Source organism: Methylophilus sp. 42, assembly GCF_000384155.1.
Classification (GTDB): domain Bacteria; phylum Pseudomonadota; class Gammaproteobacteria; order Burkholderiales; family Methylophilaceae; genus Methylophilus.
The window spans coordinates 361958-376781 of sequence record NZ_KB913031.1; the positions used below are offsets into that span (position 1 = coordinate 361958).

Here is a 14824-nt window from a genome sequence, read left to right on the forward strand (position 1 = left end):
GATTCAGCCTGGTGGCGAGGATTATTTAGCGACTTGTTTCTCGCGCATTTCGTCCAGTGTTTTGCAGTCAATGCACAATGTGGCAGTCGGGCGCGCTTCTAGGCGCTTCAGGCCGATTTCAATGCCGCAACCTTCACAGTAACCATAATCGCCACTGTCAATATTGCGCAATGTCTCGTCGATTTTTTTAATCAGCTTGCGCTCGCGGTCACGGTTGCGCAACTCCAGCGCCATGTCAGACTCCTGGCTGGCGCGGTCATTTGGGTCAGCAAAGCTGGTGACTTCGTCCTGCATCGTATGCACGGTACGGTCAATGTCGTGACTCAGTTCTGACTTCCAGTCATTCAGGATTTTGCGGAAGTGATCCTGCTGCTTTTTGTTCATGTATTCCTCACCGGCGGCTGGCTGGTAAGGGGTGAAGGATTTGTTAACGGTATCTGCCATGATGGTTCCAAAGAACGAAACTACTGAATAGTTATTGCCAAAAAAGGCGCTTGTACTGCATTAGGTCTATCAACAATCGCGCGAGTTTACACCAGTTTCTAAGGGCATGCAAAGGCTCTTTGCTGTGTTTTAAACGCGCGCGGATGAAGCTTGCTCGCGTAGCTCCAGTGCTTTTAATGTATTTTCCATCAGTGTTGCCACTGTCATCGGCCCCACACCGCCGGGTACGGGGGTGATGTGGCTCGCACGCTGGCTGGCCACTGCGAAATCCACATCGCCGGTGATTTTGCCATCCGGCAGGCGATTGATGCCGATATCTACAACAATCGCGCCTGGTTTGATCCACTCACCTTTAATCAGCCCCGCTTTGCCAGCCGCAGCAACAATTAAATCAGCGCGGCCAATATGGGTCGCCAGGTCTTTAGTATGGCGATGGCAGCTCGTGACGGTGCAACCTGCCAGCAGCAGCTCCAGGCCCATCGGGCGCCCCACGTGGTTGGATACACCCACCACCACGGCATCCAGCCCCTTGAGTGCGATACCACTGGCTTGCAGCATTTTAATGACACCGTAAGGTGTGCAAGAGCGCAGCAGTGGCTGGCGTACGGCCAGGCGGCCAATGTTATAAGGGTGAAAGCCGTCTACATCCTTGGCCGGATCAATCAGGGCCAAAATTTCTGTTTCATCAATATGATGTGGCAACGGCGACTGTACCAAAATGCCGTCAGTTGCATCATCGGCATTCAATTGCCTGATCAGCGCAAATAATTCTTCTTGTGAGGTGCTGGCAGGTAAATTATGGGCGATTGAAACGATGCCTGTTTTTTCACAAGCCAGGCGTTTGTTACGCACATAAATGGCAGAGGCCGGGTCATCCCCTAATAAAATCACCGCGAGGCACGGGGCACGTTTTCCGGCCTGCACACGTTGGTCGATGTTGGCTTTAATATCCTCTAGCAGTTGACTGGCAATTTGCTTGCCATCAATAATATGAGCGCTCATGAACAAAATATTTGTCGTAAAAAATAGAATTTTATCACATCGACATTGACACAAATTCAGAAAATCGGTTATATTTCCGTCTTCGGCGTGTAGCGTAGTCTGGTAGCGCGCCTGCTTTGGGAGCAGGATGTCGGGAGTTCGAATCTCTCCACGCCGACCAGTTTCTCTGGATTGCCCGTCGGCATGTAACTCCTATCTGCTCGTAGCTCAACTGGATAGAGCACCAGCCTTCTAAGCTGGGGGTTACAGGTTCGATTCCTGTCGGGCAGGCCAAAATTTCCCCAGTGGTGGCTATAGCTCAGTTGGTAGAGCCCCGGATTGTGATTCCGGTTGTCGTGGGTTCGAGTCCCATTAGCCACCCCATTCTTGCTTTCTCAAGTCTTAAATTCAAAAATAGTCACTAAAATTGGCTCTGTTTACCAATAGACCAACAGCATGCTTTTGATAAAGTGTTCGAAACAACCATTGTCGCGAACATGACTACACCTCTGAATTTGAAAAAATTTATGCAAAGCCTGATCGACCTCACCAAGGTCAGAGACAGCCTTGCACTTGATCCGGCGCTGCTATCATTAATGCAGCACTGGATGTCTGTGTTTGCAACCCAGGCGCAGCCGATCAGAATGCAAGTATTGTCCAAACGGCAGCTTGTTTCGGTGATGGATACTCAGGAATCAAGTACTGATCCGACCTTTGAGGCCTGGCCGCCAGAGGTTTATACGATGCTGTTGGGTTATTTGAATCAAGAATATCGTCAGCATGCGTGTTTTGATACCGCTAGCGGCAAATTGCATGTGTTCCCGCTCAAGCAAAGTATCTCCCACAAAAGTGCCATCCTGCTGATCCAGCACGAAACGCTTTCGGCGGAAGAGATTGAGCTGGTAGAGCAATGCTTGCAGATGTTCCAGCATTACGCCGGGTTGATTATAGAAAACGAGCGCGATGCCTTGACTGGCCTGCTCAATCGCAAAACATTCGATCAATGCGTCGGCAAAATCCTGCTCAATGACTATAAGCCGGAATACAGATTCCCCTTGCACCACTACCTGGTGATTTTCGATATTGATTTCTTCAAAAGAATTAACGATACCTACGGCCATTTGATTGGTGACGAAGTGCTGCTGCTGTTATCACGGTTGATGCAGGAGGCTTTTCGGGATGGTGACTTGTTGTTCCGCTTTGGCGGGGAAGAGTTTGTCGGTGTGTTCTCCTGTGCCGAAGAAAATGACATCATCATGTTGCTCGACCGGTTTAAAGAGGCGCTGGCAGCGTATTCGTTCCCGCAAGTGGGGCAGGTCACGATCAGTATTGGCTGCTCAAAAATGGCGTTGAATGTGTTGCCCAATACGGTGCTTGAGCATGCAGATGAGGCTTTGTATTACGCCAAAGAGCACGGTCGAAATCAAATTTGCTACTATGAGACGTTGATCGCACAAGGTTTGCTCACAGATACCGTGATTAGCGGCGAAATCGAGTTGTTCTAGTCTTTACTTCCATATTGCTAAGCGCGGGCATTGAACGTGTGCCTGCCGACTGACCATTCGCCGACAATCTCGTCGGTGACCTGCATTTTCTCTCGAGATGATTTGACATTGCATATTGATTGTATTTAATATGTGTTAAAAAATGTCAATATCGTAACGGGGGAAGTCGATGCGCTCCGCTCTCATCCTGCTGTGTTGTGTTTGGCTCACCGCATGCCTACGGCAGCCGCTTGATGCGTCTACACACTCTGCATTGCATTTGCCAGACACGCCTCCGACAGAAACCTCTCCTATCGCGGTTTATCCTGAAGTCGATATTGCCGAGATTGAATCTACCCGTACTATTAAGCCGCCATTAAAGTCAGCTACCCCCACCCTGCTGATTAACCTGGTGGTGCACGATGCGCCCGTTCAGGAGGTATTGCTGGCGATTGCGCGTGAAAGCAGTTTGAATATTGATGTGCACCCAGGCTTGCGAGGCAAGGTAAGTTTGAATGCGATCCAGCAGTCAGTGCCGTCCATTCTGGCACGTATATCTAAGCAGTTGGATATGTATTACGAGTGGTCGAATGGCGTGTGGTTAATTACGCCAGACATGCCTGTCATCCGTAGTTATAAATTGAATTACGTTAATATGAGTCGCGACACCACTGGCTATATCGGGGTCGCCAGTGAAATCAATAGTGCTGGCAGAGCCGCCGCAGGGGCTGCTGGCAATGGTGGCACCGGGCAAGCAGCGGTGGTGCAAGGCGGTAACAGTAACAGCTCAAGAACGGCGGTCACTTCGCAATCGCGTTATCACTTGTGGGAAAGCGTCGTCGAGAATATACAGGCGCTGTTAGACGAAACTGATAAGGCCAGCATCGCACGTGCTGAGGTACTGGAGAGTACGGCATCAAGCCTGGATTTGCCTGTGCAGACGACGGAGCCGGTCGACAGTATGCAGGCCGCTCGCCATTCGCGTGAGGCGCCAGATCAATCAGCAGCCAGCGCCACTATTGTTTCGGAAAGAGTCAAACAGGCGCATGTCCGCTGGCATGCTTCACGGCTGATTGCCAATCCTGAAACGGGTATTTTGACGATCCGGGCGTCGCAAAGCCAGCAGGCACAAGTCAGGTCGTATCTGGAGTCGGTGATGCAAGTGGCCGCCAGGCAGGTGCTCATTGAAGCCACGATTGTGGAAGTAGAGTTAAGTAAAAGCTTTCAGATGGGCATCGATTGGAGCCGGTTGTCCGCTTCGGCACAGCAGCGCGGATGGCAGTTAGCGCAATCGCTTGGCAATGATGCGGCACAGTTCAATCGTGCGGCTGGCACCTGGGAAAGTAACAACAGTAAAAATGCACTTGGCCAGAATAATGGCAGTGTGGCATTCATGCTAGGGTACTTTAATCCGTTTAGTCGCTTGGGCAACCTCAGTGCCAGCGTGACTTTGCTGGAACAGTTTGGCAAAACGCGCGTGTTATCCAGCCCTAAATTAATGGTGCTCAATAACCAGACTGCGATTCTCAAGGTGGTCGACAATCTGGTGTATTTCACGATTCAGTCGCAAATTTCCCAAAGCAGCAGCAATAGCGGCAGTAATTTACAGGCCGTCACCACCACCGCCAATACCGTCCCAGTCGGGTTGGTCATGGCCGTCACGGCACAAATTAACAGCCATCAGCGGGTGAATTTGAATGTGCGCCCCACCGTGTCCAAGGTGTTGCGCTATATCGAAGACCCTAATCCGCAATTGGGCAGCGGTAGTACGCGGATAGTCAGCAGCATCCCTGAAATACAAGTGCGTGAAATGGAGTCGGTGCTGAATATTGCCAGCGGCAATATCGCGGTGCTGGGTGGGTTGATGCAGGAGGATCAGCGCGAATTCACCGACCGTGTGCCCGGCGTATCCAGGTTGCCAGTGCTTGGGCAAGTGTTTACCGGTAAAAATCAGGCGGCAAAAAAGACCGAGTTGATTGTTTTTCTCAGGCCGACCGTCATCGGGCGCGCCGATGTGCGGTCGGGTGACTTGCAATCGTTTCAGCCTTTATTGCCTGATGAATTACCTGCTGATGCATTTGAGATCAATGTGGGGGAGCCGTCATGAATCGACGTCTAAGATTGTTGGCATCGTGGCCAGGGTATGGCCGCTCTGCGCAACGCGCCTATTGCCGCGCATTGATCATCACAGATCTTAAGCGCGTTGAGATCGGCTTAAGTTATTTGTTGTGGGGCTGCGTTGTTTTGATCAGTGGCTTGGTCTGGCAAGAGGGCTATCATATATTGTCTGGTGGTGAAAATGGCATTATCAGACAGTTGCCTGCTGGCTTGAGTCAGCCGGTGGATGCGTTTTATCCTATCCATGCACCTGCACTGGGCAATCTGGCGACATCAAACAAATTGCCGAGCCTGTTTACTTTCAAGCCTACGAAGTCATCTCCGGTAACGGCCTTAAGCTATCCAGCAGCTGAGGCGCCGGTGGAGGGGTATGCCACAGCAAAACCAGCCCCCAAACCGTTACGTCTGACGTTGCAAATTCAAGCCATGCCGAAATTGCAAGCGAGCCTGAAGTCACAATTAAGCACCGCTGTACAACAACTACTTTCTGGTCAGCTGGTGCTAGCAGGAGCATCTTTTGAAGAGGTGTTACAGCAAGACCCCCATCAGGTGATTGCCTTGGCGGGCATGCTGGTCGTCACCAGCCAACGCGGCGAGATTCAGCAGCGTGAAGATTACTTAAGCAGAATCCGTCAGGAGGTTCCAGACTATACGCCTGAGGATGACCTGTTTTTGATGCAACTGGAGCATTGAGCATGCTGGCCGCCACAGACAACACTCGTATTGGGGAATGGATGTTGGCAAAAGGCATGATTACCGCTGACCAGTTAGAAATTGCGTTAATTGAACAACAAAAACATCGGTTGCTACTTGGGCAGCAATTAGTCAGGCTACATTTTGTAACTGATGCCATGATACGCGATGTGCTGGCGCATTATCATGCACAGGAAAGCATTGATTTACAGCAGGTGATTGTTGACCCGGAAGCGCTGGCGATGGTGCCGGAGGCCTTTGCCCGACAACATAAATTGTTGCCGCTGGATTTGTCGCCAGACAAACAAATCATGCGTGTGGCCTTGTCTGGCCACAATAATATGCTGGTGCTAGATGCACTGCGGCATATGCTGGGCGGCACCATACAGCTCAAATCGGTATTGGCGACTGAAGCACATTTAGAGCAGGCACTGGACAAGTGTTACGGGCATAGCCTGTCACTCGATAGTCTGTTGCGTGAAATTGAGCAGGAGGGCAGCGCGCCATCCTCACTCTCTGTGCAGCAAGCCTCGCGGCCGGTTATCAGGCTGGTGAATGCCGTGTTGATAGATGCAGTCAAGCAAGGCGCTTCGGATATCCATTTCGAGCCTGAGCATGCCTTTCTCAGGATACGTTACCGGATTGATGGGGTGTTGTGGCAGATCCGCTGCTTGCATGATCGCTACTGGCCGGCCATGTGTGTACGGCTAAAAATACTGGCGGGAATGGACATTGCCGAGCAGCGTACACCGCAGGATGGCCGGGTCAATATGTTTTTATGCGGTCGGCAAATTGATTTCAGGGTGTCCAGTCATCCGACTTTGCATGGTGAAAATCTTGTATTGCGGGTACTCGACCGCGACAAGGCAATTATCCCCCTGGAGGCCATGGGATTGCGTGCACCACAGTTGCAACGCGTCAAAACCATGCTGGAAAAGCCAGAAGGTTTGCTGATTTTAACGGGCCCCACAGGCAGTGGCAAAACCACCACTTTGTATTCAATGCTCGGTCACCTCAATCACGAGCATGTCAATATCATGACACTGGAAGACCCGGTGGAATATCCGCATGCGCTCATGCGTCAGACCTCGGTCAATGCAGCAAATAAGGTGGATTTTATCAATGGTATCCGGGCGATTTTACGGCAGGATCCTGACATCATCCTGATTGGCGAAATACGCGATGAATCTACCGCTGCCATGGCAGTGAGGGCGGCCATGACTGGCCATCTGGTGATGACCACCTTGCATACCAATAGTGCAACAGCTGCTTTTTCACGGCTGCAAGATCTGGGCGTCAGTCCACATATGATGGCGGGATGCCTGGTGGGTGTGATTGCACAAAGGCTGCTACGACGTTTGTGTAAACACTGCAAGCGGCAAACCGAGGCTGATCGCGCGCTGGAGCAACTGTTGCGCCAGGTATGTGCACCGGCACAAACCTGGGCGAGGCCTGTATTTGAGGCCGAAGGTTGCGTGCACTGCCGCATGAGTGGATACCATGGCAGATTGGTCATTATGGAAGTGCTGACCATGCATGCCGATATGAATGCGATGCTGACGCAACCTCTGGCCATGCAGCAACTGGCGCGGGTGCACGGCTATACCACGCTGGCGGAAGAGGGCTTGCAGTGGGTAAATGCAGGGGAGACCAGCGTGCAGGAGTTGCGTCGGGTGGTCGACTTAAGTGCACTTGAGGCAGTGGTAGCAACACCATGACCAGCTATCGCTATATCGCCATCGACCAATATGGCCAACGGCAACGTGGCGTATTGGAGCTGCCCGATGAGCAGGCACTCATGGCGAGTTTACAGCAGCAGAGCCTGGAGTTACTGACGTTCAAATTGGGTCAGCCATGGGTGTGGCGACAGCCCAGAGTGGGTACGCAGGCATTGATTTTATTTTGCGTGCAAATGGAGCAATTGCTGCAAGCGGGTGTGCCCTTGCTGCAGGCAGTGGCCGAGCTGGCTGACCAAAATGAACATGCTGGCATGATGGCGGCATTGCGCACCGTGCAACGTGATCTAGAGGCTGGCAGGCTATTGTCACAAGCCTTGCAGGCGCAGCCTAAAGTCTTTCCACCCTTGCTGGGTCAGCTTGTTGATGCGGGTGAGCGTACCGGTCAGTTGCCGGAGATTTTCGGGCATTTGACGCGTACATTGTCGTGGCAGGCCGAACTGTTGTCACAAATTCGCCGGGGCCTGACTTACCCGGCGGTGTTGTGTGTCATGGTGGCGCTTGCTGCCTATGTCATGCTGACTTTTCTTGTGCCGCAAATGGCCAGCTTCTTGCAAAGCCTGGGCCAGGAGTTGCCGTGGTCTACCCGCCTGTTGCTGGCGCTGTCGGACGGGATGATGGCTTATGGCGGATGGCTATTACTTGGCGTGATTGCCCTGGTGGGTGCCTTTATGCTGGCGATGCGTCGATCACCGGTCTTCGCTTTTTTTCTTGACCAACGGCTCTTGAGGTTGCCAGTGATTGGGCGTTTGTTGCATCAACTGGTATTGGCCAGGCTTTGTCGTTTTCTCGGGTTGATGTATCAGACAGGGATTCCCTTGTTGCAGGCATTGGCATGGTGCCAGCCCTTGTTGCAACAGCGCGTGATGGAACAGGCGCTGTCAGAAGTGCATCAGCGTGTTCAGGCCGGGGAAAGCCTCACGGCTGGTTTTGCGGCCACGCAACAGTTTCCACCGCTGATGTTACGCATGTTAAGTGTGGGTGAAACCACTGGTGCGCTCGACCGCATGTTATTCCAGCTGGCCGTCTTTTACGACCGGGAGGTGCAATCGCAACTGCAGCTGGTATTACGATTACTTGAGCCCGCGCTCACCATCGCGCTGGGCATGATGTTGTTATTTTTAATGGCAGCGGTGATGTTGCCGGTTTATGACAGCTTTTCAAGTCTGCGTTATTGAACATGGCGAGCCAACATTTCATTGTCTTGCTTGATCAAACGCGCTGGCGCGTGGTGCATGTGAGTGGTCAGCATGTGTTAGCCCTGCGAGTGTTTAGTAGCGACGAAGACAGCCGCATTGCGCTATTAGACTGGTGGCAGCAGTTTCCGCAGGCAATAATCTCGTTCCTGACTAATCATGCGGATGAGCAGTATCACGTTGAAACTTTGCCGCAAGTGCGAGGGTCTGCCGGGCATCAGTTGTTGATGCGCAAGCTGGCGACATGGCCTTTTGCACAAGGCATGCATACCGTTTGTCGCCTGGATAATGTGCAGGGCTTGCGCCGGGAAAGTCGCTTTTTGTTCGTGGCGCTGACTTCTCCTCTTTTGGCTGACTGGCTGAGCGTGTTGCACAAGCACTCGATTCGAATTCAAGGGTTATACACGCAAGCCGTTTGTCTTGCTTGTTGCCTGCCCGCCACCCTGCAAGGTTTAATGCATGCACTCTGTGTTCAATACACGCCACAACAAGTCCGTATTAGCTATCTCCGGCAGCAGCGGCTGTTTTTTAGTCGACTGTTCCTATTGCCGCCAGATACTGCTACACCTGAAGATGGTGTGGGTCGTATTGCGCATGAGGTGACTCAAATGCGCATGACTTTGATTCACCAGCATTGGCTTGAAGAAGCAGATGTATTATCACTCATCTGGCTGGGCCAGATGCCGATGGATATCCCGTTGTTAAAAGCACAGTTACCTGTTGGTTGCCAATGGGTGGATATCTCTGAAGCAGACAGGGCGCGTCATTTAAAGGGGCACGCATTGCCAGAGGGGCTGCATGCCATGGAGTGGGCGGCGATTCAGCACATATTAAAAGGTCGGCCATTACCTAATCTGGCCCCTGAATCTGTGTTGATGCTCGATAGCAGCATGCGCATGAAGCGTCGCCTGCATTGGGCAGGGGCGGTGATGGCCGGTCTGATGGTCTTGGCAGGTTGGGTGGGCATACAAGCCACACAGCAGGCGCAGGGGCAAATGCTGCAGATTAAGCGCCAGCTAACTGTTGGGCAGCTGAAACCATCTGAACCTATCAATCAGGCACAGTTGCCGGGGGTGCGCGCCTTGACGCAGGCGGTGCAAGGCTTGCAGTCGTCCGTGCGATCGCCGGATCGTGCATTGGTCATCATGCAGCATGTCTTGCTGGGCGTCTCTCACTGGCAGGTGGCGGCACTGGAATGGGGCTTGGCAGGGAGTGCCGCGCAGGATGATGTACCCACGCAGCAGGCTTCTGTTTGGAAGGAAACGCTGATCGTGACATGGTCGCAGCGTGATCAAAATGACCAGGCTGTTATCGAATGGCAGCAACTGCTCAGTCGATTGCGTGGTTTGCCCGAGGTTGAAAAAATAGAGGTGCTTATGCCGTCTGCGTCCGCAAGCAACGCTCAGCGGCAGGGTAATACTGGTCAAGCACCGGGCCTTGATCAGCCGCCTGTGCTTAAGCTGTACCTGCGAGATGCTCAGGCGGCCGCTCTATGAAAGCAAAAGGCTATTGGTCTGCTTTACGTCCAATTTTGCTCGGTTGGTTGATCGCGTTATGCCTGATCACTGTCGCGCTGGCAGTCGTGTTGCATGAGCAATGGAAGGCTGAAGATGCGTTGAGCCAGGCCAGAAATCAATTGCAGCAACAACAGCAACAGAGTGCGCTTCTGGCTAGTTACCAGCCTGATGTGCATTATTTCCTTGCGCATCGTGCAGGCTGGCAGAAATTTGGTTTAATGCGGTCGCCTGATTTCGATCATTGGGATCGCACTTTGATCGCCATGCAGCAGCAATTTACGTTGCCGCATGTTGCGTATGAGATACAGCCTACCGTGTCTTGCACGGCGGTCACCTGTCGTTCGCAATGGCCGACCAGCCAGCCACCAGCGTCGAACTTCACGGCGACGGCTATACAGCTCAATTGGTCCGTATCTCATGAGTCTACCGTCATCGACTGGTTGCAACAGCTTGAGCATGCTTATGCAGGTTTGTTGCTGGTGCGTCACTGCGGCTGGGCATTGGCTGAAGGCGCCGAGGTGATTACTGCGCAGTGCGATCTGGTGTTATTTAACTTCCCCAATGTGTTACCCAATGAGCTGATTGACGTGCAAGGGGAGGCGCAATCATGATGCCTCATCATGTTGAGCGAGGTGTGCAAACAGGCGTTGCGATCTGGGTCGTGTTGCTATTGTTATCTGGCATGGGCGGAGGGATGCTATATATGGCTCCAGGCACATATCCTGCCCGCCAGCGCGTAATGCAAAAAACCATGGCGTCACTCGCACTGGCGCAGCAAGCCTTGCTGGCTTATGCGCAGCAGCCATTAGGCCTGACGCTGTGTGAGCTGAACTGCCCGCGGCCGGGCGATTTGCCCTGTCCAGACCGCAATAATGATGGCATTGCTGAAACATCCTGCAGTAATACGTCACGTTTGGGACGGCTACCCTGGAAAACCTTAGGTGTGGGCGATATACGCGATGGCAGTGGCGAGCGTTTATGGTATGCCGTTTCCGAGCGCTATAAAAATAATCCGCGTCTGCGGCCATTGAATCTGGATACGACTGGCACTTGGAGTGTGGCTTCGTCAGAAGGGTTGATGTGGGATGCAACGCAAGGCAATGGTGTCGTGGCGGTGTTGATCGCGCCCATGCAGCCCCTGGTGCGTGAGGGTGGCTGGGTGCAGCAGCGTCAGGAGGCAACCACGGAGATTGCCAAGCACTATCTGGATATTAATAGCGCGGCTGATAACGCCAGTCCACAGGAGGGCACTTCGCGTGGTTTTGCCAGGGCACCAGCCTCCATGCATTTTAACGATGTGGTTTGGCCAGTCACCTCGGGTCAAATGCATCAAGTGATGCAAAAGCAGGTGTTGGCAGAGGTGAAGCGAAGCCTGCGCTGTGTTGGCGTGCCATGTTTGAGCTACCCGATGGCTGCTGCAGTCAACGATAGCGGTTGCCTAGGCAGTCAGTCATTGAGCGCCGGGCAATGCCTCTCTACGGCGACCAGCATCGGTCGCTTGCCTTTGGATGTCAATGCTCACTGGCCATGGACAGTACAGCATGTGCTGGATGGCAATCAGCAACATCATTGGTTTCAGCAGAATGCATGGCGGGAGCAAGTGTTTTACCTACCAGGTCAGACACAAGCCAGCATCATTCTGGGCGGAGAGCGCTTACCAGGGCAGGTTCGTGACAGCATCACGGATAAAGGACATCTGAACGTGTATCTGGAAGCGTCTACCTTGCTCGCGTTGCATATACAAGATGCCTCTACGCTCAACTTGCGGAGCAATGACCTGCAAGATAAGGTGAGTCGGCCATGAGCCGGGCGCCGCATAACCGCCAAATCGACATCAGGGCCGCGATGTCAGGGTTTAGCTTACTGGAGATGGCGCTGGCATTGGTGATTTTAAGTTTAATGATGGGCTGGCTGATGACGCCATTACGGGTACAACATGGTTTGCAGAAATACCAGCAAACGGAGCAACGGCTGTATGTCGCGCAGCAGGCATTGATCGGTCACGCCATTATTTATCATTATTTGCCATGCCCGGATACTGACCAGCCGCCAGATGGCTGGGAAAATGTATCGGCGAATCAAAGTTGTGCGGGCGATGAGGGCTTACTACCCTGGTTGCAATTGGGGCTCGTTGCAACTGATGCCTGGGGGCGGTTTTTCCGTTACCGGGCGGATAGTACGTTTACCCACCATGCGCAGTGGTTTTCGGTGTCTGCGGCAGAGAATGCCAGTAATATTCAAGTATCTGGCGACAATGGGCTCGTGACCAGTGCGCCCAGTCGTCCGGCAGCGATTGTCCTTTCGCATGGCGAAAACGGGCTGGGTGGCATACAATCGGTGTCTGGCGGGCAAGCGCATGCCATGGCAGCACCCACGCATTCTGATGAGCTGGAAAACGCTGATGGCGACCTCGCTTTTGTCGATAAAGCGCAGCAGCAAGCGGCTGGTGCGGTGTTTGATGACCGTTTGGTCATGTTGTCGCCCAAAGTATTGATACAGCAGATGGTGCAGGCGCAGCGCCTGCCTTGAATAAACGGATTTTTCATGCAAGACGATTTACTGTTACGTTACAGTCGGCACATTATGTTGCCTCAGGTTGAGTACGCTGGGCAGGAAACGCTCACGCAAAGCCATGCGCTGATTATCGGCGCCGGAGGTTTGGGTGCGCCAGTTGCTATGTACCTGGCTGCTGCTGGCGTGGGGACCTTAACCATTTGCGATTTTGACCACGTGGATTTAACCAACCTGCAACGCCAAATTATTCACACGACAGCGGCAGTCGGGCAGAACAAAGCCTTGTCCGCGCAGGCAACGATTGCCAGCTTGAATCCCGAGGTCAAAGTGAATGTCGAGACAACGCGGCTTAATGATGACGCGCTTGCCGCGCGTGTTGTCGAAGCCGATATAGTGATTGACTGCTCGGATAATTTTGCCACACGCTACTTGCTGAACCAGTTTTGTTTTACCCACAAAACACCACTCGTTTCGGGCGCGGCCATCCGTTTTGAGGGGCAGTTAAGCGTGTTTGATTTCCGGCATGACGAAAGCCCGTGTTACCACTGCCTGTATCCTGATGTGGGTGATGATCAGGCCTTGCGTTGTGCCGATAACGGGGTGTTTGCACCGTTGGTCGGCATGATAGGCACTGCGCAGGCAGCGGAGGCGATCAAGGTGTTGCTTAATATTGGCCAAACCATGCAGGGCCGATTGCTGCTGCTGGATGCGCTATCTGCCGAGTGGCGCACCATCCGCTTGAAAAAAGACCCGTCTTGCACGGTGTGCGCGCATTAGGGTTTGGGCAGTTGTGTGAGGTGTTTGGCGTTGAGGGCATTCACCAGTTCGGTAATCTCCCATTCACAGCCGCCGCAACCGCTGAGTGCCCCCGAGTAGCGTGAAATGCCTTCAATATCTTTGCCCTGCGCGACCAGGTCAATAATCAGCCCGCGCGTCGTCCCGCTGCAACTGCACAGCACTTCTTTCGGGTTTTCTTCGTCGGCTTCAGGCATCTTGCTATCCTCTAAAACATTATTTTAACGGCAGATGCCGGGCCTGTGTCAGACTTTGGCTTGCTGCTGGGCTCAAAGCCCGTTAGCATCGATAAACATCCAATCAGGAGCTGCTGATGAATAAAGGCGTTCGATTATCTGAAAAATGGTTTAACCGCGCATTGTGGGCCGTTGCTTTTATCTTCGCCTGGTTTTTAACCGGTTTGGGTAAAAATATTATCGGCGACCTGCCGCGGGTAGAGACTGAGTACACCACCGAGCATTTTGTTAATGACCGTGCCATGGAGCCTTTGCGCACAGAGCTGAACGGCATTGTTCAGCAACGGCAACGATTGGCTGATCAACTGGAGCAAGCCAGTTTGCAGCTTACGATTAGACAAAAAGACTATCAGGCTGCGCGCAGTACTTTCGATAATTGGGTAGCCACGCGAGACGTGACGCAGTTATCAACGCAGGATGATGAGTTGGTCAGGCGCACACAGCAATTGGATGCGCTGAAAGTGCAGGAGCGCAATGCTGAGAAGTCGGTAGAGCATATTCAGCAGAAGCAAACAAACCTATTTCAGCATGAGGCGCAACTGCAAACGCAGATCAATGCCATGGAAGAGGTGGCACGTAAAAAATTCGACGAGGCCTACCAACACAAGGCGACGCGGGTATTTTTGTATCGGCTGTTGCTGACGCTACCTTTGTTGGGGCTAGCTGCCTGGTTGTTTGTAAAGCAGCGCAAATCCCAGTACTGGCCTTTTGTATGGGGCTTTATTATCTTTGCATTGATGGCATTCTTCGTTGAACTGGTGCCGTATTTGCCAGATTATGGTGGTTATGTGCGCTATATGGTCGGTATTTTGCTAACCGTGGTGGGTGGCAGGTATGCCATTGCTGCCCTGCAGCGTTACCTGGCACAGCAGCAGTTGGCAGAGTCGCAACCTGAGTTTCAGCGCCGTGAAGAGTTGGGCTATGACACCGCACTAGAGCGTTTAGGCAAGAATATTTGCCCGGGTTGTGAGCGCCAGGTTGACCTGAAAAATGAGCACAACGACTTTTGTATGCACTGCGGTATTTGTTTGCACAATTACTGTGTGGGTTGTAATGCCAGAAAAAACGCCTTTGCCAAGTTTTGCCACAAGTGTGGCACCGTCGCCTGAT

General features: G+C 52.6%; 14 protein-coding genes and 3 tRNA genes. 14 read left to right on the forward strand and 3 right to left on the reverse strand.

Features of this window, described 5'->3' with window-relative positions; translation table 11 throughout:
• Positions 1-21: 21 nt before the first annotated feature.
• A complete protein-coding gene (gene dksA / locus MET42_RS0101655) occupies positions 22-444 on the reverse strand; it encodes an RNA polymerase-binding protein DksA (RefSeq protein ID WP_019880976.1) in 423 nt (140 codons plus the stop codon).
• Positions 445-573: 129 nt separating this feature from the next.
• Positions 574-1446, reverse strand: a complete 873-nt coding sequence (gene folD / locus MET42_RS0101660; protein ID WP_019880977.1) for a bifunctional methylenetetrahydrofolate dehydrogenase/methenyltetrahydrofolate cyclohydrolase FolD — start codon at positions 1444-1446, stop codon at positions 574-576.
• An 83-nt stretch (positions 1447-1529) separates the two neighbouring features.
• Between folD and MET42_RS0101665 the strand changes: the two genes are divergently transcribed.
• The 13 genes from MET42_RS0101665 to MET42_RS0101725 all read left to right on the forward strand — a co-directional run bounded on the left by MET42_RS0101665 (position 1530) and on the right by MET42_RS0101725 (position 13460).
• Positions 1530-1606, forward strand: a tRNA-Pro gene (locus MET42_RS0101665).
• A gap of 36 nt (positions 1607-1642) precedes the next feature.
• A tRNA-Arg gene (locus tag MET42_RS0101670) sits at positions 1643-1719 on the forward strand.
• Between the two features lie 14 nt (positions 1720-1733).
• Positions 1734-1809 (forward strand) — tRNA-His (locus tag MET42_RS0101675).
• Between the two features lie 113 nt (positions 1810-1922).
• Positions 1923-2930: a GGDEF domain-containing protein gene (locus MET42_RS0101680; protein ID WP_232411220.1), complete on the forward strand. Its 1008-nt coding sequence runs from the start codon at positions 1923-1925 to the stop codon at positions 2928-2930.
• A gap of 259 nt (positions 2931-3189) precedes the next feature.
• Positions 3190-5016 carry a type II secretion system protein GspD gene (locus MET42_RS0101685; protein WP_232411222.1) on the forward strand — a complete coding sequence of 609 codons (1827 nt, stop codon included), beginning with the start codon at positions 3190-3192 and terminating at the stop codon, positions 5014-5016.
• Positions 5013-5720 (forward strand): hypothetical protein, encoded by a 708-nt coding sequence (locus MET42_RS0101690; RefSeq protein WP_232411224.1) that lies wholly within the window; start codon positions 5013-5015, stop codon positions 5718-5720. The genes MET42_RS0101685 and MET42_RS0101690 overlap by 4 nt, the downstream gene beginning before the upstream one ends.
• 2 nt (positions 5721-5722) lie before the next feature.
• Entirely contained in the window at positions 5723-7438 is a 1716-nt protein-coding gene (locus MET42_RS0101695) for a GspE/PulE family protein (protein WP_019880982.1), read from the forward strand.
• Positions 7435-8634: a type II secretion system F family protein gene (locus tag MET42_RS0101700; RefSeq protein ID WP_019880984.1), complete on the forward strand. Its 1200-nt coding sequence runs from the start codon at positions 7435-7437 to the stop codon at positions 8632-8634. The genes MET42_RS0101695 and MET42_RS0101700 overlap by 4 nt, the downstream gene beginning before the upstream one ends.
• A 2-nt stretch (positions 8635-8636) precedes the next feature.
• Positions 8637-10148 (forward strand): hypothetical protein, encoded by a 1512-nt coding sequence (locus MET42_RS0101705; RefSeq protein ID WP_019880985.1) that lies wholly within the window; start codon positions 8637-8639, stop codon positions 10146-10148.
• Entirely contained in the window at positions 10145-10780 is a 636-nt protein-coding gene (locus tag MET42_RS0101710) for a hypothetical protein (protein WP_019880986.1), read from the forward strand. The genes MET42_RS0101705 and MET42_RS0101710 overlap by 4 nt, the downstream gene beginning before the upstream one ends.
• The gene (locus MET42_RS0101715) at positions 10777-11973 is read left to right on the forward strand and encodes a hypothetical protein (protein ID WP_019880987.1); all 1197 of its coding nucleotides are present in this window, start codon (positions 10777-10779) and stop codon (positions 11971-11973) included. Before MET42_RS0101710 ends, MET42_RS0101715 begins: the two co-directional genes overlap by 4 nt.
• Positions 11970-12698, forward strand: coding sequence for a type II secretion system protein (locus tag MET42_RS0101720; RefSeq protein ID WP_019880989.1), 729 nt, complete (start codon positions 11970-11972; stop codon positions 12696-12698). Before MET42_RS0101715 ends, MET42_RS0101720 begins: the two co-directional genes overlap by 4 nt.
• 15 nt (positions 12699-12713) lie before the next feature.
• On the forward strand, positions 12714-13460 hold the full coding sequence (locus tag MET42_RS0101725; protein ID WP_019880990.1) for a molybdopterin-synthase adenylyltransferase MoeB: 747 nt from the start codon (positions 12714-12716) through the stop codon (positions 13458-13460).
• On the opposite strand, the gene MET42_RS0101730 is transcribed toward MET42_RS0101725, so the two are convergent.
• Complete coding sequence (locus MET42_RS0101730; RefSeq protein WP_019880991.1) at positions 13457-13675, reverse strand: (2Fe-2S)-binding protein; 219 nt, start codon at positions 13673-13675, stop codon at positions 13457-13459. The genes MET42_RS0101725 and MET42_RS0101730 overlap by 4 nt on opposite strands.
• Positions 13676-13791: 116 nt before the next feature.
• Here MET42_RS0101730 and MET42_RS0101735 point away from each other — a divergent pair, with 116 nt between their 5' ends.
• Entirely contained in the window at positions 13792-14823 is a 1032-nt protein-coding gene (locus tag MET42_RS0101735; protein ID WP_019880992.1) for a zinc ribbon domain-containing protein, read from the forward strand.
• Position 14824: the final 1 nt, after the last annotated feature.

Coding starts and splice junctions, on each gene's coding strand:
- dksA (WP_019880976.1), bottom strand. CDS start 444: ATGGCAGATACCGTTAACAAATCCTTCACCCCTTACCAGCCAGCCGCC.
- folD (WP_019880977.1), bottom strand. CDS start 1,446: ATGAGCGCTCATATTATTGATGGCAAGCAAATTGCCAGTCAACTGCTA.
- MET42_RS0101680 (WP_232411220.1), top strand. CDS start 1,923: ATGACTACACCTCTGAATTTGAAAAAATTTATGCAAAGCCTGATCGAC.
- MET42_RS0101690 (WP_232411224.1), top strand. CDS start 5,013: ATGAATCGACGTCTAAGATTGTTGGCATCGTGGCCAGGGTATGGCCGC.
- MET42_RS0101695 (WP_019880982.1), top strand. CDS start 5,723: ATGCTGGCCGCCACAGACAACACTCGTATTGGGGAATGGATGTTGGCA.
- MET42_RS0101700 (WP_019880984.1), top strand. CDS start 7,435: ATGACCAGCTATCGCTATATCGCCATCGACCAATATGGCCAACGGCAA.
- MET42_RS0101705 (WP_019880985.1), top strand. CDS start 8,637: ATGGCGAGCCAACATTTCATTGTCTTGCTTGATCAAACGCGCTGGCGC.
- MET42_RS0101710 (WP_019880986.1), top strand. CDS start 10,145: ATGAAAGCAAAAGGCTATTGGTCTGCTTTACGTCCAATTTTGCTCGGT.
- MET42_RS0101715 (WP_019880987.1), top strand. CDS start 10,777: ATGATGCCTCATCATGTTGAGCGAGGTGTGCAAACAGGCGTTGCGATC.
- MET42_RS0101720 (WP_019880989.1), top strand. CDS start 11,970: ATGAGCCGGGCGCCGCATAACCGCCAAATCGACATCAGGGCCGCGATG.
- MET42_RS0101725 (WP_019880990.1), top strand. CDS start 12,714: ATGCAAGACGATTTACTGTTACGTTACAGTCGGCACATTATGTTGCCT.
- MET42_RS0101730 (WP_019880991.1), bottom strand. CDS start 13,675: ATGCCTGAAGCCGACGAAGAAAACCCGAAAGAAGTGCTGTGCAGTTGC.
- MET42_RS0101735 (WP_019880992.1), top strand. CDS start 13,792: ATGAATAAAGGCGTTCGATTATCTGAAAAATGGTTTAACCGCGCATTG.